12 protein-coding genes and 1 pseudogene are annotated in these 17,176 nt (G+C 72.6%); 8 read left to right on the plus strand and 5 right to left on the minus strand.

The genetic code is table 11. The features are described from left to right. Nucleotides 1-119 precede the first annotated feature (119 nt). The 6 genes from B351_RS0115680 (at nt 120) to B351_RS0115705 (ending at nt 11,006) form a co-directional block, all read left to right on the plus strand. Nucleotides 120-1,907 carry an autotransporter assembly complex family protein gene (locus tag B351_RS0115680; protein ID WP_019399981.1) on the plus strand — a complete coding sequence of 596 codons (1,788 nt, stop codon included), beginning with the start codon at nt 120-122 and terminating at the stop codon, nt 1,905-1,907. Next, nucleotides 1,904-5,713, plus strand: coding sequence for a translocation/assembly module TamB domain-containing protein (locus B351_RS0115685; RefSeq protein WP_019399982.1), 3,810 nt, complete (start codon nt 1,904-1,906; stop codon nt 5,711-5,713). Before B351_RS0115680 ends, B351_RS0115685 begins: the two co-directional genes overlap by 4 nt. A gap of 76 nt (nt 5,714-5,789) precedes the next feature. Then, the gene (locus B351_RS0115690; protein ID WP_019399983.1) at nt 5,790-7,937 is read left to right on the plus strand and encodes a S46 family peptidase; all 2,148 of its coding nucleotides are present in this window, start codon (nt 5,790-5,792) and stop codon (nt 7,935-7,937) included. A gap of 49 nt (nt 7,938-7,986) precedes the next feature. Next, nucleotides 7,987-8,295, plus strand: coding sequence for a hypothetical protein (locus B351_RS0115695; RefSeq protein WP_156810483.1), 309 nt, complete (start codon nt 7,987-7,989; stop codon nt 8,293-8,295). Nucleotides 8,296-8,361: 66 nt separating this feature from the next. Beyond that, nucleotides 8,362-8,541, plus strand: coding sequence for a DUF6624 domain-containing protein (locus tag B351_RS0115700; protein ID WP_019399985.1), 180 nt, complete (start codon nt 8,362-8,364; stop codon nt 8,539-8,541). Between the two features lie 104 nt (nt 8,542-8,645). Beyond that, nucleotides 8,646-11,006, plus strand: coding sequence for a Tex family protein (locus B351_RS0115705; protein WP_019399986.1), 2,361 nt, complete (start codon nt 8,646-8,648; stop codon nt 11,004-11,006). Between the two features lie 88 nt (nt 11,007-11,094). On the opposite strand, the gene B351_RS0115710 is transcribed toward B351_RS0115705, so the two are convergent. Together B351_RS0115710 and B351_RS0115715 are read right to left on the minus strand one after the other, a co-directional pair. Continuing rightward, complete coding sequence (locus B351_RS0115710; protein ID WP_050992269.1) at nt 11,095-12,060, minus strand: cation diffusion facilitator family transporter; 966 nt, start codon at nt 12,058-12,060, stop codon at nt 11,095-11,097. Nucleotides 12,061-12,209: 149 nt separating this feature from the next. After that, nucleotides 12,210-12,569, minus strand: a complete 360-nt coding sequence (locus B351_RS0115715) for a carboxymuconolactone decarboxylase family protein (protein ID WP_019399988.1) — start codon at nt 12,567-12,569, stop codon at nt 12,210-12,212. A 76-nt stretch (nt 12,570-12,645) separates the two neighbouring features. Here B351_RS0115715 and B351_RS0115720 point away from each other — a divergent pair, with 76 nt between their 5' ends. Beyond that, nucleotides 12,646-12,963, plus strand: coding sequence for a helix-turn-helix transcriptional regulator (locus B351_RS0115720; protein WP_019399989.1), 318 nt, complete (start codon nt 12,646-12,648; stop codon nt 12,961-12,963). Nucleotides 12,964-12,973: 10 nt separating this feature from the next. Then, nucleotides 12,974-13,498 carry a rhodanese family protein gene (locus B351_RS0115725; RefSeq protein ID WP_019399990.1) on the plus strand — a complete coding sequence of 175 codons (525 nt, stop codon included), beginning with the start codon at nt 12,974-12,976 and terminating at the stop codon, nt 13,496-13,498. Between the two features lie 22 nt (nt 13,499-13,520). On the opposite strand, the gene B351_RS0115730 is transcribed toward B351_RS0115725, so the two are convergent. From B351_RS0115730 to B351_RS17885, 3 genes and pseudogenes are all read right to left on the minus strand, one after another. Beyond that, on the minus strand, nt 13,521-14,216 hold the full coding sequence (locus tag B351_RS0115730) for a glutathione S-transferase (protein WP_026010798.1): 696 nt from the start codon (nt 14,214-14,216) through the stop codon (nt 13,521-13,523). Nucleotides 14,217-14,284: 68 nt separating this feature from the next. Beyond that, nucleotides 14,285-16,174, minus strand: a complete 1,890-nt coding sequence (mnmG, locus tag B351_RS0115735) for a tRNA uridine-5-carboxymethylaminomethyl(34) synthesis enzyme MnmG (RefSeq protein ID WP_019399992.1) — start codon at nt 16,172-16,174, stop codon at nt 14,285-14,287. A gap of 454 nt (nt 16,175-16,628) precedes the next feature. Next, nucleotides 16,629-17,176, minus strand: a pseudogene (locus B351_RS17885) (hypothetical protein); the annotation flags it as partial.

Genomic DNA, 17,176 nt, shown 5'->3' on the forward strand with positions numbered 1-17,176 from the left:
CCCCGCGGCGCGTGGCGGCCCCGCCGCGCGCCACCGCCTCCATTGCCGGCCGCGGGGTTCGCGGCCGGCGGTACGCGGCCCTTCAGGCCGCCTTGGCGCGATCCCGGTATCCTGCGCCGATGCCGCTTCCACGTCGCGTCCAAGCCTGCCTGCCCCTCCTGCTCCTGGCCCTGGCGCCGTCGCTGGCGCTGGCGCGCGGCACCATCAGCAAGATCGAGATCGACGGCCTGGAGAAGGACCCGGCGATCGAGCAGAACGTGCGCCTGTCGCTGGGCCTGAACGACGTGCTGGGCAAGGAACAGGGCGAGTCGCGGCTGGAGCTGCTGCTGCTCAACGCCGAGCGCGACGCCCGCCGCGCGCTGGAGCCGTTCGGCTACTACTCGCCCAGCATCGAGGTCGACTCGGTCCGCGACGAGCAGGACCGGATCACCGTCACCCTGCGCATCGACAAGGGCCAGCCGGTGCAGGTGCGCGACTTCCGGGTCGATATCGCCGGCCCCGGCGGCGAGGACCACTACCTGCAGGAAGACCTGGCCGGCTTCCGCCCGCGCCCGGGCGAGCGCTTCGACCACGCCCTGTACGAGGAACACAAGGACGGCATCACCCGGCGCCTGGCCGAACGCGGCTACTTCGACGCCGACTTCCTCACCCGCGAGGTGCGGGTCAGCCGCGCCGAGGCCGCGGCCGACGTCGACCTGGTCTGGGACAGCGGCTTCCGCTACGACATGGGCCCGACCACCTTCCACCAGGACTACTTCCGGCCCGGCCTGCTGGAGAAGCTGGTGACCTGGGAGGAAGGCAGCTACTACCACGAGGGCAAGCTCGACCGCCTGCGCGAGTCGCTGGTGCGGCTGGACTACTTCAGCGCGATCGACATCCAGCCCAAGCCGGAGGAAGCCAGCGACGACCTGCGCGTGCCGGTGGACGTCAACCTGGTGATGGCCAAGCGCAACATCTACACCGCCGGCCTCTCGTACGGCACCGAAAGCGGCACCGGCGTGCGCCTGGGCGTGGAGCGGCGCTACGTCAACGACCGCGGGCACAAGCTCAACTGGGACCTGGACTGGGCGCAGAAGCGCAAGAGCTTCCTCACCCAGTACCGGGTCCCCGCGTTCGCCTGGCTGGACGGCTGGTACGGCTTCTCGATCGGCTTCTACGACGAGCAGACCGACTACATCGACCTGCGCAACGTGAAGCTGGTGGCCAGCCGCAGCGGCGAGATCAGCGAGCGCTGGACCGCGGTGGCCTCGCTCAACGCGCTGCGCGAGCGCTGGAGCTACGACATGGACACGGCCACCGGCTCGCGCCTGTACACCTATTCCACCCTGGTCTACCCGGAACTGAGCGCCACCTACGTCGACGTGGACGACCGCCTGTTCCCGCGCCGTGGCCTCAGCGGCACCCTGGCCGTGCGCGGTGGCGTGGAGAACGTGGGCTCGGACACCAGCTTCATCCAGCTGCACGGCAGCGGCACCTGGTACCGCCCGTTCGGCGTGGCCGACCGCCTGATCGTGCGCGGCGAGGCCGGCACCACCTGGACCGGCGAACTGGTGGCGATGCCGCCCAGCCTGCGCTTCTTCGCCGGCGGCGACCGCAGCATCCGCGGCTACGCCTGGCGCGAGGTCGGCCCGCGTACCCCGCCGCCGGACAACTTCGCCCTCGGCGCGCGCCGGGTGGTCACCGCCTCGGTCGAGTACGAGCACTACTTCAAGGGCGGCCCCTGGGGCGGCGCGGCCTTCGTCGACGCCGGCGATGCCTTCGACGGCGACTTCAACCCGCGCGTGGGCGTGGGCATCGGCGCGCGCTGGCGTTCGCCGGTGGGTCCGGTGCGGATCGACATCGCCCATGGCCTGGACGACCCTGATTCCAGCTTCCAGATCTACCTGAGCCTGGGGGCCAACCTGTGAGCACGACCGACGCCCCCGCCCCGCCGCCGCGCCGCCCGCGCTTCTACCGGCGCCGCCGCTTCTGGGCCTGGTCCGGCCTGGGCGTGCTGGCGCTGGTGCTGGCCGTGCTGGTCGCCGTGTACTGGCTGCTGCAGACCGTGGCCGGGCGCGACGTGCTGCTGGCGCAGATCGTCTCGCGCCTGCCGGTGGACTCGGCGCTGACCTGGGAGCGCGCCGAGGGCCCGGTCGCCGGTCCGCTGGTCCTGCATGGCCTCGAATTCCGCTACCAGGACTACCGGTTCACCGCGCGCCGGGCGGTGCTCGATCCCGACATCCGCCCGCTGCTGGGCAGGCGCCTGCGCCTGGATGCGTTCGTGCTCGAGGACGCCACCCTCAACCTGGCACGCAGCGACGAACCGTTCGAGCTGCCCAGCTGGCCGGAGTCGCTGCCGGCGATCGAGATGCCACTGGCGATCCAGGCCGACGCGATCATGGTCGACGGCCTGCGCGTGAGCTCCGGCGGCGAGCCGGTGATCGACATCCGCAGACTGCGCGGCGGCATCGACATCGCCAACGGCCGCCTGCACGCCGAACACCTGCAGGTGGACAGCGACCTGGGCCTGTTCGCGGTGCACGGCGACTACGTGCCGGCCGAGGACTACCGCAGCGACCTGCTGGCCACCGCGGTGTTCCCCGCCACCGACGGCGGGGTGCCGGCGCGGCTGGGGCTGATCGCGCGCGGCGACCTGTCGCGCATGGAAGTGGGCATCGGCGGGCGCGCGCCGCAGCCGCTGCGCGCCACCCTGGGCCTGGGCGGCAACGCCGACGCGCCGGCCTGGCAGCTGCGCGCGCGCAGCGAAGGCCTGGATCCGGGCCTGTTCACCGGCGCCGCGCCGATGGACGAGCCGCTGGCGTTCGAGTTGCAGGCCGACGGCAGCGGCGGCGCGGCCGACATCTCCGGCCGCGCGCGCGTGGCCGGCCAGGACGTGGTGGTCGCGCCCTCGCACGTGCGGCTGGAGGACCAGGTGCTGGAAGTCGAGCCGCTGGTGCTGCAGCTGCTCGAAGGCCAGGTGCGGCTGCGCGGCCGCGCCGACTTCACCAATCCCGACGAGGGCCGCTTCCGCTTCGCGCTCAATGCCGAGGGCATCCGCCTGCAGCCGGCCGAGCCGGACGCGCCGGCGGTAGGCATCGACGCCGCCCTGGGCCTGGCCGGCAGCACCACGCTGTGGGCCGCCTACGGCGATGCCGGCCTGCAGCGCGGCAGCGACCGCGCCAGCCTGCAGCTGGACGTGCGCGGCGATGCCGGCAGCGCGCGCATCCATGCGCTGCGCGCGCGCATGCCCACCGGCACCCTGGAGGCGCAGGGCCAGGCCAGCTGGGATCCGGTGCTGGCCTGGGACCTGGCGCTGCGCCTGGACGGCTTCGATCCGGGCTATTTCGTCCCCGGCTGGGACGGCAACGTCAACGGCCGCCTGGCCAGCAACGGCCGCGAGCGCGCCGCGCCGGGGCAGCCGGCCGACGGCTTCGACGCCAGCTTCGTGCTGGAGGACCTCGGCGGCCGCCTGCGCGGGCGCCCGCTGGACGGCCGCGGCCGCTTCCAGCTGCAGGGCGAGGCCGGCAATGGCGCGCTGGAACTGGCGTTGGGCGGCAGCCGGGTGCAGGCCAGCGGCCTGGTTGGCGACCGGATCGACGTGCAGGCCCGGCTGCAGCCGCTGCGCCTGGACGACCTGCTGCCCGGCACCGCCGGCAGCCTGCAGGGCAGCCTGCGCCTGCGCGGCCCGCGGGCCACGCCGGACCTGGACGCCGACCTGCAGGGCATGGGCCTGCAATGGGACGACTGGCGCGCCGCCTCGCTGTCGCTGCGCGGGCGCCTGCCCTGGCGCGGCCGCGACGGCGACCTGCGCCTGCTGGCGCGCGACATCGAGGCCGGGCTGGCGATCCAGCGCATCGACGTGCACGCCCGCGGCGCGGTCGCCGACCTGCACCTGGACGCCGAGGTCGACAGCCCGGAGGCCGCCGGCATCGTCCTGTCCGCGCAGCTGCGCGAACGCGGCAACGGCTGGCAGGGCACGCTCGAGCGGCTGCGGATCGCGCCGGCGCGCGGCAGCGCCTGGGCGCTGCGGGAGCCCGCCGCCTTCAGCCAGGCCGGCGAACGCTTCCAGCTGCAGCCGGCCTGTCTTGCCACCACCGGCGCCGACGGCGACGCCGCGCTGTGCGCGCAAGCGGACTGGCCGCGCCGCGGCCTGCAGCTGCACAGCGACCGCCTGCCGCTGACCCTGGTCCAGCCGTGGCTGCCCAAGAACGAGGGCCGCTCGCTGGTGCTGCGCGGCGAGCTGTCGCTGGACGCCGACCTGCGCCCGCAGGGCGGGCGCTGGAGCGGCGGCGTGCACCTGGCCTCGCTCGAGGGCGGCCTGCGCCTGGGCGACCGCACCCGCCGCGAGCTGGTGCGCTACGACCACTTCAGCCTGGACGTGGAGTTCGACCCGCGCCAGATCAGCGGCCGCCTCGGCAGCGGCTTCTCCGGCGACGGCTACATCGATGCCCGGGTGGCCACCGGCTGGGATCCCGGCTCGCCGCTCAACGGCGAGATCTACACCTACATGTCGCGCCTGTTCTGGCTGGAGCTGTTCTCGCCGGACCTGGTGCGGCCGCGCGGCGTGCTGCGCGGCCACGTGAGCCTGCGCGGCACCCGCGCCGCGCCGGCGCTGGGCGGACAGCTGCTGCTGGAGGACTTCCAGGGCGAACTGCCGGCGCTGGGCCTGGTGCTGAGCGAGGGCCGCGGCATGCTCGACGCGCAGCCGGACGGCTCGGCGCGCATCGAGGCCTCGATGCGCTCCGGCGAAGGCACGCTGCGGGTGGACGGCGGCCTGTCCTGGTACGGCCAGGCCACGCCGCTGCAGCTGGCCATCCGCGGCCAGGACGTGCTGATCGCCGACACCCCGATGCTGCACGCGGTGGCCAATCCCGACCTGCGCTTCAGCATGGACGGGCCGACCATGGTCCTGACCGGCGAGGTCGGCGTGCCCAGTGCGCGCATCGACCTGGAACGCTTCGAGCAGGGCGCGGAGATCTCCGAGGACGTGGTGGTGCTGGACCCGGTGGACCCGGAGGAAACCGCCGAGGCGCCGCTGGACCTGGACCTGGCCCTGGTGCTGGGCGAGGACGTGCGCCTGAGCGGCTACGGCCTCACCGGCACCCTCGCCGGGCGCCTGCAGGTGCGCGCCCGCCCCGGCCGCGAGATGACCGCCACCGGCGCCCTGGACGTGGGCGGCAAGTACGAGGCCTACGGCCAGGAGCTGCAGATCACCCGCGGACAGATGACCTGGAGCAACAACCGGGTCAGCGACCCGCGGGTGAACCTGCGCGCCGAGCGCCGCGTCGGCGACGTCACCGCCGGCATCGACGTCACCGGCAACGCCACCACCCCGCGGGTGGAGGTGTGGTCCAACCCGGGCATGCCGCAGTCCGAGGCCCTGGCCTACCTGATGCTGGGCCGCAGCCTGGAAGGCGCCACCCGCGACCAGGCCAACCAGGTGACCGCGGCCTCGGCGGCGATGTCCGCCGGCACCGGCCTGCTGGCGGCGCAGCTGGGCTCGCGCCTGGGCTTCGACGACGCCGGCGTGACCCAGTCGCGCGCCCTGGGCGGTTCGGTGGTGGGCGTGGGCAAGTACCTGTCGCCCAAGCTGTACGTCGGCTACGGCGTGTCGCTGGTCGGCAGCGGCCAGGTGCTGATCCTCAAGTACCTGCTGCGGCGTGGCTTCGACCTGGAGATCGAGTCGTCCACGGTGGAGACCCGCGGCTCGGTCAACTGGCGCCACGAACGCTGATCCGTGACCTGCGGCGGTTGTCGCGCGCGGCGCGCGCGGCTACCGTCCCCGGTTCGTTTCCCAGCTGGATCCCCAGATGTCCAAAGCAAGACCCGCCGCGCTCGCCGGCCTCGCCCTGGCCTGCCTTACCGCCCTGTCCGCGCCCGCGCGCGCCGACGAAGGCATGTGGATGCCCTCGCAGCTGCCGCAGCTGGCCGGCGCCCTGCGCGAGGCAGGCTACGCCGGCGATCCGGCGCAGCTGGCCGACCTGACCGCCGCCCCGCTCAACGCGGTGGTGCGTGCCGGCGGCGGCACCGGCGCGTTCGTGTCCGCCGACGGCCTGGTGCTGACCAACCACCACGTCGCCTTCGGCGTGATCCAGTACAACTCCACGCCCGAGCGCAACCTGATCGACAACGGCTACGTCGCCGCCACCCGCGCCGAGGAACTGCCGGCCAACCCGGACTTCCGCGTGCTGGTGACGGTCGGCTTCGACAGGGTCACCGACCAGGTCCTGGCCGGCACCCGCGGCCGCAAGGGCCGCGCCTACCAGGAGGCGGTGGAGGCGGCGACCAAGCGCATCGTCTCCGAATGCGAACAGGAGCCGGGCATCCGCTGCTCGGTGGCGGCCATGTACGCCGGCAGCGACTTCTACCGCATCCGCCAGCTGGAGCTGCGCGACCTGCGCCTGGTCTACGCCCCGCCGCGCGCCATCGGCAACTACGGCGACGAGATCGACAACTTCATGTGGCCGCGCCACACCGGCGACTTCACCATCCTGCGCGCCTACGTCGGCAAGGACGGCAAGCCGGCCGCGTATTCGCCGGACAACGTGCCCTACAACCCGCCCTCGCACCTGCAGGTCTCGGCCACCGGGCCGAAGGTCGGCGACTTCGCCATGCTCGCCGGCTACCCGGGCGTGACCTACCGCCACCGCACCGCGGCCGAGTTCGCGCGCCAGGTGGAGTGGACCCTGCCGGCGCGCGTGGAGCTGTTCGACGCGCTGATCGCGGTGATCGAGCAGGCCGGCCGCGAGGACGCCCGCGCCCGCACCCTGTACGCCTCGCAGCTGCAGGGCCTGAAGAACAACCGCAAGCGCGCCGCCGGCGAGCTGGAAGGCCTGCGCCGCAGCGACGCGGTGCGCCAGCGCACGGCCGACGAGCAGGCGATGCTGGCCGCAACCCCCGCTGCCGAGCGCCGCGAGATCGACGCGCTGGCCGAGGTGCTGGAGCGCGACAACGCCATGCGCGAGCGCGACCTGCTGCTGGGCGTGGCCACCTCGCAGAGCCAGCTGCTGCGTTCGGCCCTGGTGCTGGAGCGGCTGCGGATCGAGGCCGGCAAGCCCGACGCCGCGCGTGCCCCCGGCTACCAGGCACGCGACCTGGCCCTGATCGAGGGCCAGCTGCGCCAGGTGCAGCGCCGCTTCCACCCGGAGGTGGAGAAGGCCCTGCTGCGCGAGCTGCTGGGCCGCTACCAGCAGCTGCCGGACGCGCAGCGCGTGGCCGAGTTCGACGCCGCCTTCGGGCGCACCCCTGAGGCGCTGGCGCAGGCGCTGGATGCGCTGTACGCCGGCACCGGCCTGGGTGACGAGCAGGCGCGCCTGGACGCCTTCGCCGCCGCGCGCGAGGGCAAGGCGCTGCCGGCCGATCCGCTGCTGGCCCTGGCCGCGCGCCTGGTCCCGGCGCAGATCCGCCTGGAGAACGTGCGCAAGACCAGCGAGGGCGAGCAGCTGCGCCTGCGCCCGGCGTACATGCGCGCGCTGGCCGCCTGGCGCAAGGCCCAGGGCCGCGCCCTGTACCCGGATGCCAACGGCACCCTGCGCGTCAGCTACGGCAAGCTCGCGCCGTTGCAGCCGCGCGACGCGGTGAGCTACGCCCCGGTCACCACCGTGGCCGGCATCGTCGAGAAGCACACCGGCCAGGTGCCGTTCGACGCGCCGCAGCCGCTGCTGGACGCGATCGCCGCCGGCGACTTCGGCCACACCGCCGATCCGGAGCTGGGCACCCAGACCGTGGATTTCCTCACCAACCTGGACACCACCGGCGGCAACTCCGGCTCGCCGGTGCTCAACGCCCGCGGCGAGCTGATCGGCCTGAACTTCGACAGCAACTGGGAAGCGGTCAGCGCCAGCTGGTGGTTCGACCCGCGCTACAAGCGCGCCGTCCACGTGGACATGCGCTACATGCGCTGGCTGATGGAAAAGGTCTACCCTGCCCCGCACGTGCTGCGGGAAATGGGGCTGTAAGCCCGGCCACCTCCCTGTCGGCGCGTCCACGTGCCGACAGGGAGGCTGCATGCGCAGGCTGTTGCTTTGCACGATGCTCGGGCTGGCGATCGCCGGCCCGGCCATGGCGGACGACCCCGCCGCCCCCGCTGACAACCCGCGCCTGGCAGCGATCTACGCGGCCGACCAGGCCGCCCGCAGCCGCGACGACATCGACTGGGACATCCAGCGCGAGCACGACCGTGCCCACCGCGCCGAGGTACTGGCGCTGCTGCGCGCCGGGCAGCTGCGCACGGCCACCGACTACTTCCGCGCCGGCATCCTGTTCCAGCACGGCGAAAGCGATGACGACTACCGCACGGCGCTGGCCCTGGCGTAGGTTTCGGCAACCCTGGACCCGCAACGCAGCGCCGCGCGCTGGCTGACCGCCGCGGCCTGGGACCGGTTGCTGCTGCACCGCGGCCAGCCGCAGTGGTACGGCACCCAGTACCAGGCCGGGAAGGACGGAGCGCTGGAGCTTTCCCCGGTTGACGAGGACGCGGTCGACGACGCCGAGCGGCTGCGCATGGGCGTGCCCACCCTGGCCGGGGCGCGCGCCCGCGCGGCGGCGATGGGCGGGGACTGAGCCGGACCGGGACTGCGCGCGCGGCGCTTGTCAACGGCTTACATCGCCGGCGGCAGGGGGCGACAATCGGTTTTCCGACTCTTTCCTCGCGAAAACCGCAGTCCATGACCGAGATTTCCCCCGCGCTCGCGCGCAAGATCGCCCAGACCATCGCCGAGGAAATCGGCGCGCAGACGCAGCAGGTGCAGGCCGCCGTCGCGCTGCTCGACGAGGGCGCGACCGTGCCGTTCATCGCGCGCTACCGCAAGGAAGTCACCGGCGGCCTGGACGATACCCAGCTGCGCAACCTCGAGGTGCGCCTGGCCTACCTGCGCGAGATGGAGGAGCGCCGCGCCGCGATCCTGGCCAGCATCGCCGAGCAGGGCAAGCTGACCGACGAACTGCGTGCGGAGATCGAGGCGGCCGACAGCAAGTCGCGCCTGGAGGACCTGTACCTGCCGTACAAGCCCAAGCGCCGCACCCGCGCCCAGATCGCGCGCGAGGCCGGGCTGGAGCCGCTGGCCAACGGCCTGCTCGAGGATCCGACCCGCGTCCCGGAGGAGTTCGCCGCGCAGTTCGTCGACGCCGACAAGGGCGTGGCCGACCCCAAGGCGGCGCTGGAGGGCGCGCGCGCGATCCTGATCGAGCGCTGGGGCGAGGACGCCACCCTGCTGGGCGAGCTGCGCTCCTGGCTGGAGGCCAATGGCCAGATCCGCTCGAAGGTGGTCGAAGGCAAGGAGACCGCCGGCGAGAAGTACCGCGACTACTTCGACCACGCCGAGCCGCTGGCGAAGATCCCCTCGCACCGCCTGCTGGCGCTGTTCCGCGGCCGCCGCGAGGAGTTCCTGCAGCTGGACCTGGAGCCGGGCGCCGACGCCGAGGCCGGCCACGCCTACGCCGAGGGCCGCATCGCCCGCCACGCCGGGATCGAGGACCGCGGCCGCCCCGCCGACGCCTGGCTGCGCAACGCCTGCCGCCTGGCCTGGCGCGCCAAGATCCACATGCACCTGCTGCTGGACCTGTTCAACCAGGCGCGCGAGAAGGCCGAGGCGGAGGCCATCGCGGTGTTCGGCGACAACCTCAAGGACCTGCTGCTGGCCGCCCCGGCCGGCCCGAAGGCGGTGCTGGGCCTGGACCCGGGCCTGCGCACCGGCGTGAAGGTGGCGGTGGTCGATCCCACCGGCAAGCTGGTGGCCACCGACACCATCTACCCGCACGAGCCCAAGCGGCAGTGGGACCAGTCGCTGGCCACGCTGAAGAAGCTGTGCGTGGCCCACGGCGTGCAGCTGATCGCGATCGGCAACGGCACCGCCTCGCGCGAGACCGACAAGCTGGCCGGCGAGCTGCTGAAGCTGGCGCCGGAACTGAAGATGCAGAAGGTCGTGGTCAGCGAGGCCGGCGCCTCGGTGTACTCGGCCTCCGAGCTGGCCGCCAGGGAATTCCCGAACCTGGACGTGTCGCTGCGTGGCGCGGTGTCGATCGCCCGCCGCCTGCAGGATCCGCTGGCCGAGCTGGTCAAGATCGAGCCCAAGGCCATTGGCGTGGGCCAGTACCAGCACGACGTGGACCAGTTCCGCCTGGCGCGCGCACTGGACGCCAAGGTCGAGGACTGCGTGAACGCGGTCGGCGTGGACGTGAACACCGCCTCGGCCGCGCTGCTGGCGCGCGTGTCGGGCCTGACCCCGACCGTGGCCGAGAACATCGTCGCCTACCGCGACCAGAACGGCGCCTTCCCCTCGCGCAAGGCGCTGCTGAAGGTGCCGCGCCTGGGCGAGAAGACCTTCGAGCAGTGCGCCGGCTTCCTGCGCATCAACGGCGGCGAGCAGCCACTGGACGCCTCGGCGGTGCACCCGGAGGCCTACCCGGTGGTCGAGCGCATCCTCGCCGGCACCGGCCGCGAGGTGAAGCAGATCATCGGCGACACCGCCTTCCTGCGCTCGCTCAAGCCCGAGCAGTTCACCGACGAGAAGTTCGGCGTGCCGACCGTGCGCGACATCCTCAAGGAGCTGGAGAAGCCCGGCCGCGACCCGCGCCCGGAGTTCAAGGCGGCGAAGTTCGCCGAGGGCGTGGAGGACATCAAGGACCTCAGGCCCGGCATGATCCTGGAAGGCGTGGTCAGCAACGTCGCCGCGTTCGGCGCGTTCGTGGACATCGGCGTGCACCAGGACGGCCTGGTCCACATCTCCGCCCTGTCCGAGCGCTACGTCAAGGATCCGCGCGACGTGGTCAAGGCCGGCGACATCGTCAAGGTGAAGGTGCTGGAGGTGGACGTGGCGCGCAAGCGCATCGCCCTGACCTGCCGCCTCAGCGACGAGCCGGGCCAGGCCAGCGCGCGCGATGCGCGTGGCGGCGACCGCGACCAGCGCAACGGCCCGCGCGGCGGCGATCGCGGTGGCCGTGGCGGCAACCCGGCGCGTGCGCCTCAGCAGGCCGCGCCGTTCAACAGCGCCATGGCCGATGCGCTGAAGAACCTGCGCCGCGGCTGAGCAGGCCGGCAGCGACCAACGAGGGGCCGGCATTGCCGGCCCTTCTTTTTTTGCAGATGGCTACCCGCGTACCGGTCGCGTCGGGGGACTACTCGGCCCACTCCAGGTCCGTGGTGAAGGCGATGGTGAGCCAGCGCTGGTGCGGGTCCCCGCCAATGCGATCACCAATGCGGTCGCGCAGCCGGTCCCATGACTCCAGCGTGCGCGGTGGCAGGCCCGGCGGCACGATGAAGTGCAGCTCGATCTGGCGGCCACGCCCGACCCGGGCCACGTAGGCGCGGAAGTCGAGGAAGCCCTCCTCCTCCACCACCTGGCGCGCGACCTCGTCCACGTGCAGGCGCAGGTCCTGCGGAGTCACCAGCAGGATGTCCTCCAGCGCGCGGCGGATCGTGCCCAGCGGCAGCGGCAGGATCAGCAGGCACACCAGCGCCAGCACGCCCGGATCGATGTAGGGCGTCCAGCGCTCCAGCGGCGTGCCCTGCAGCATGCCGCCCATGGCGAACGCCAGCAGCAGCGCGGTGGTGATCGCGCCGGACATCATCCAGGCCTTCGCATCCAGCGCCACCAGCTGCGACTTCAGGCGGCGGTTCGCGCGCAGCTGGTAGACCGACATCACGATGCAGGCCACCAGGGTGACGCCGGCATACAGCATGGCGTGGCCGAAGTGCAGCACGCGGCCACCCTCGATGAAGCTGTGCACCGCGTTGATCAGGGCGTACAGCACCGCGCTGGTGAGCATCAGCCCGCTGCAGGCCAGGACCATCGGCTCCAGGTGCCAGAAGCCCATGCTGAAGTGCTCGACCAGGCGCCGGTTCTGCGGCCCGCCGGCATCGGCCGCGGCGATCAGCCGCGCCACCAGCAGGGTGACCACCGTCATCAGCACGTCCACCAGCGAGTACACGCCATCGAAGACGATGGCGAAGGAGCGGGACAGCAGTCCGAACACGATCCCCAGCGCCGCGACCAGCAGGGTCACGCCGATGGAGACGACCAGCACCGTCTGCTCGCTGGGACCTGCCTGGACCTGCCGTGGCGGAAGTGGCGACGACGACATGGCGTCGAGGTTAACGCGGCGGCGGCGGTCTGGCGCATGCGGCACCGCCCGGTAGCGCCCCGTCGCGACGCGCCGGGCAGGCCACGCCGGAAGCAGGGCCGGGGAAGCCGGAGCGGAATCGGCCGCGCCCGGCAACCCGGGCGAACCGCTCAGGCCGCTTCGGCCGCCTTGCGGAACTCGTCGTAGGCAGCCTGGGCATTGGCGGCGTACATCAGCGACGGCCCCCCACCCATGTAGACCGCCACGCCCAGCATCTCGCGGAACTCCTCCGGGGTGGCGCCCAGGCGCACCAGCGCCTTGGCGTGGAAGCCGAGGCAGCCGTCGCAGCGGTTGGCCACGCCGATGGCCATGGCGATCAGTTCCTTGGTCTTCTCGTCCAGCGCGCCCGGCGCCATCGCCGCCTTGGCCAGCGCGCCAAAGCCCTGCATCACGTCGGCATTGTGGGTGCGCAGCGCGGTGAGGTTGCGCGAGATGTCACGGGTCAGTTCGGTGTAGTTGGCGGCGTTCATGCTGGCCTCCGGCAGTAGGATGTGCAGCGAGAATATTATCGATTGCTAAATTAGGCAATGCTCATATAATGGCCGCATGAGCCCAGCCATCTCCCGCAAGGACCTCGCCTTCATGCAGCAAGGCGCCGCCGAGGCGGCCGCCATGCTGCGCACGCTCGGCCACGAGCAGCGCCTGCTGGTGCTGTGCCTGCTGGTCGGCCATGGCGAGCTGGGCGTTGGCCAGCTGCTGGAGCAGGTGGACCTGAGCCAGTCGGCGCTGTCGCAGCACCTGGCGCGGATGCGCGCCGACGGCCTGGTCGACTGCCGGCGCGAAGGCCAGGCCGTCTACTACCGCATCGCCGATCCGCGCGTGGCCACGCTGGTGGGCGCGCTCAAGTCCGTGTTCTGCCCCTGAGGGATTCCCCATGAAAACCATCGATGCCCGCACCGCCCGTTCGCTGCTGGAACAGGGCGCATTGCTGGTCGATATCCGCGCGCCGGACGAACATGCGCGCGAACGCATCAGCGGCGCCTGCTGCGTTCCGCTGGACCGGCTTCAGGCCGCGCCGCAGCTGCGCGACGCCGCCGCCAGCACCGTGGTCTTCCACTGCCGCTCCGGCATGCGTACCCGGGCCAATGCCGCCGCGCTGGAAGCCGCGGCCGGCGGTCGCGAGGTCCTGCTGCTGGACGGTGGCATCAATGCGTGGAAACAGGCCGGGCTGCCAGTGGTGCGCGAAGCCGGGGCGCCGCTGGAACTGAACCGCCAGGTGCAGATCGCCGTGGGCGTGCTGCTGCTGGCCGGCAGCACGCTGGCGGCGACGGTCTCGCCCTGGTTCCTGCTGCTGACCGGCTTCCTCGGCGCCGGCCTGCTGTTTGCCGGCGTGTCCGGCTTCTGCGGCCTGGCCCACGTGCTGCTGCGTATGCCATGGAACCGGGCGATGCGCGCCTGAACCACGGCGTGCGGCGTCCGGGTTATCCGGCTGCCGGCACCCGCAGGTCCTCGACCACCGTGCCCCAAGTGGTGATTTCCTCGTCATGCGGCAGGTCGCGAAAATCCTCGGCCAGCGCCTGTTCGTACCACTGCCGCATCGGCTCCAGCTGCAGCAGGCGCTGCGCGTAGGCTTCCGCCTGCGGGTCCGCCAGCGACAGGCCGTAGCCCTGCAGGCGGAACGCCACCGGCGCGAAGAACGCATCGGCCGCGCTGAAGGCCGCGCCGGCCAGGAACGGGCCGCCAAAGCGGTCCAGGCCGTCGCGCCACAGCGCCGAAAGCCGGTCCAGGTCGCGCTGCAGCGAAGCCGGGACCTCGCGCAGGCGCACACGCTGGCCGCAACTCATCGAGCAACGCGTGCGCAGCTCGCCGAAGCCGGCGTGCATCTCCGCGGCGGCGCTGCGCGCCCAGGCGCGTGCCAGCGGATCGTCCGGCCAGACGCCCGGATGGCGCTCGGCCAGGTATTCGACGATGGCCAGGGATTCCCAGACCACGGTGTCGCCATCGACCAGCAGCGGCACCTTGGCGTTGGGCGACAGCGCGCGGAACCGCTCCCAGGCCGCGGTGTCGTGGAACGGCACCATGCGCTCCTCGAACGGGATACCGAGCATCCGCAGCAGCAGCCACGGCCGCAGCGACCAGGACGAGTAGTTGCGGTTGGCGATATGCAGCACGTACATCGGCACGCTCCTTCGCGCCGCCGGGGCGACGGCGTACGCGCCGATCATACGGCGCCGCCGCGGCCGCTTCAGGCCACGCGGCTGCGGCGCTGGCGTTCCAGGTGGACCAGCAGCAGCGAGATCGCCGCCGGGGTCATGCCGGGAATGCGCTGGGCCTGGCCGATGCTCAGCGGACGCACGCGCTCCAGCTTCTGCTGTACCTCGGCCGACAGGCCGCGCACCGCGGCGTAGTCGAAGTCCGCGGGGATCGGGGTGGACTCATGGCGGCGCTGGCGCTCGATCTCCTCGCGCTGGCGGTCCAGGTAGCCGGCGTACTTGACCCCGATCTGCACCTGCTCGGCCACCTGGGCATCGTCCACGCCCGGGCCCAGTGCCGGCACCCGCATCAGCGCGGCGTAGTCCAGCTCCGGGCGCTTGAGCAGGTCCAGGGCACTGGTCTCGCGGCTCACCGCCACGCCCAGTACCTGCTCCACCTCGCGGCCCACGGCATTGGCCGGGGTGGCCCACAGCGCGCGCAGGCGCGCGGTCTCGCGCTCGATCGCCTCGCGCTTGGCGCAGAAGCGCGCCCAGCGCACGTCGTCGACCAGGCCCAGGCGGCGGCCGGTCTCGGTCAGGCGCAGGTCGGCGTTGTCCTCGCGCAGCTGCAGCCGGTACTCGGCGCGGCTGGTGAACATGCGGTACGGCTCGTTGGTGCCGTGGGTGATCAGGTCATCGACCAGCACGCCCAGGTAGGCCTCGTCGCGGCGCGGCGCCCAGGCTTCCTGCCCGCGCACGTGGCGGGCGGCGTTGAGGCCGGCCAGCAGGCCTTGGGCCGCGGCCTCCTCGTAGCCGGTGGTGCCGTTGATCTGGCCGGCGAAGAACAGGCCCGACACCAGCCGCGTCTCCAGCGTGGGCTTGAGCCCGCGCGGGTCGAAGAAGTCGTACTCGATGGCGTAGCCGGGACGGGTGATGTGCGCGTGCTCGAAACCACGGATGCTGCGCACCAGTTCCAGCTGCACGTCGAACGGCAGCGAGGTGGAGATGCCGTTGGGGTAGATCTCCACCACGTCCAGGCCCTCCGGCTCGACGAAGACCTGGTGGCTCTCCTTGTCGGCGAAGCGCACCACCTTGTCCTCGATCGAGGGGCAGTAACGCGGGCCGATGCCCTCGATCTGGCCGGTGTACAGCGGCGAGCGGTCCAGCGCGCCACGGATGATCTCGTGGGTGCGCGCGGTGGTGTGGGTGATCCAGCACGGGACCTGGCGCGGATGCTCCTCGACCCGGCCAAGGAAGGACATCACCGGCAGCGGATCGTCGCCGGGCTGCTCCTCCATCACCGAGTAGTCGAGGCTGCGGCCGTCGATCCGCGGCGGGGTGCCGGTCTTGAGGCGGTCGATGGCGAACGGGCGCTCGCGCAGGCGCGCGGCCAGGGTGGTGGATGGCGGATCGCCCATGCGCCCGGCCGCGTAGGTGGTCTGGCCAATGTGGACCTTGCCGGCCAGGAAGGTACCGGCGGTCAGCACCACGGCCGGGGCCTCGAAGCGCAGCCCGGTCTGGGTGATGGCGCCGCGCACGGCGTCGCCTTCGATGACCAGGTCATCCACCGCCGCCTGGAACACGGTCAGGTTGGGCTGGTTCTCGACCATGCGCCGGATCGCGGCGCGGTACAGCGCGCGGTCGGCCTGGCAGCGGGTGGCGCGCACCGCCGGGCCCTTGGAGGCGTTGAGGGTGCGCCACTGGATGCCGGCCAGGTCGGCGGCATGGGCCATGGCCCCGCCCAGGGCGTCGATCTCCTTGACCAGGTGGCCCTTGCCGATGCCGCCGATGGCCGGGTTGCAGCTCATCGCGCCCACGGTCTCGATGTTGTGGGTCAGCAGCAGGGTGCGCGCCCCGGAGCGGGCCGAGGCCAGGGCGGCCTCGGTGCCGGCGTGGGCGCCGCCGATCACGATGACGTCGTACTGGTGGAAGGAGGAAGGCATGGGGGCGGTTCCCGCCACGGCCGGGGGTCCCGCGCGGGGACCAGGCACGGCCGGGCTTTTTTAGGACAGGCCCTAAAGTTTGGCACGCTTCGTGCGGATATACCGGATGTGCACCCATCGCGGCAAAGCGTCGGGGGGCGCTGATCGGAATTGGAACAGGGGCCGATCATGCGCGCGATGGGGAAGCCTGGGGCCGGCAGTCGGGGGACTGCCGGCCCCCTTTTTTTGCCCGCAACCCGCGTCGCTACGGGTTTTCCGGCCCGGAAAAGGGACAGCCCGGCCTTTCGGGCCGGGCTGTGCAGAGGTGCCGACGTCCGGTAGGGCCGGAACAGGGGGGATCCAGATTTCCCTACCGGACATCGACATGGCTTGGCCGGACTGGGTCAGAAGTTGACGCCGCCGGTCACACGGGCGCTAGCTTGCCGGCGCGCGCCGCACAAACGCAAGCGTATTTTCAGCGCTCCAGCGTGCGCCGCGTCTCAAACCTGGGAACCCGCTCGGCCCGCCGCGGGCTGCTGACCGGACGCGGGACGTCGCCGGCCACCGGGCGCGGCGAGCGGACCGTGGCCGGACGCGATTCGCCGTAGGTGGCCGGGCGCGGCCCACCCGTGACCGCCGGCTGCGCGGCCGGGGCGGCGTTGGCCTCCTCGGCACGCAGGCGCTGCTGCAGCGGCAGGCGCCGACCCTGGTTGTCCGGACGCGGACGGTACTCCTGCACCGGGCGCGGCGCCGGGGCGGCGGCCGGCCCCATGCCGCCCGGCCGGCCGGCGGCCTGCGGGCGGGGCTGGTAGAGGCCACCCTGGGCGGCCTGCGGCCTGGGCTGCGGACGCCCGGGGCCGCGCGCGGCGCCGTCGCGCTGCTCGCGCAGCCGGTCCAGGTCGCGCCAGGGCGCGCGCTCGCGCGGGCGATCATGGCCGGGATTGTCGTGTTTCGGCGGCGGCGGGCGATGGCCTTCCGGGCGGCTGCCGCCGGCGGTGGCCGGCGGCCGCACCGGCGGGCGGT

Origin of the sequence: Pseudoxanthomonas sp. GW2 (assembly GCF_000283075.1) — a bacterium.
In the GTDB taxonomy this organism is placed as follows: Bacteria; Pseudomonadota; Gammaproteobacteria; order Xanthomonadales; family Xanthomonadaceae; genus Pseudoxanthomonas.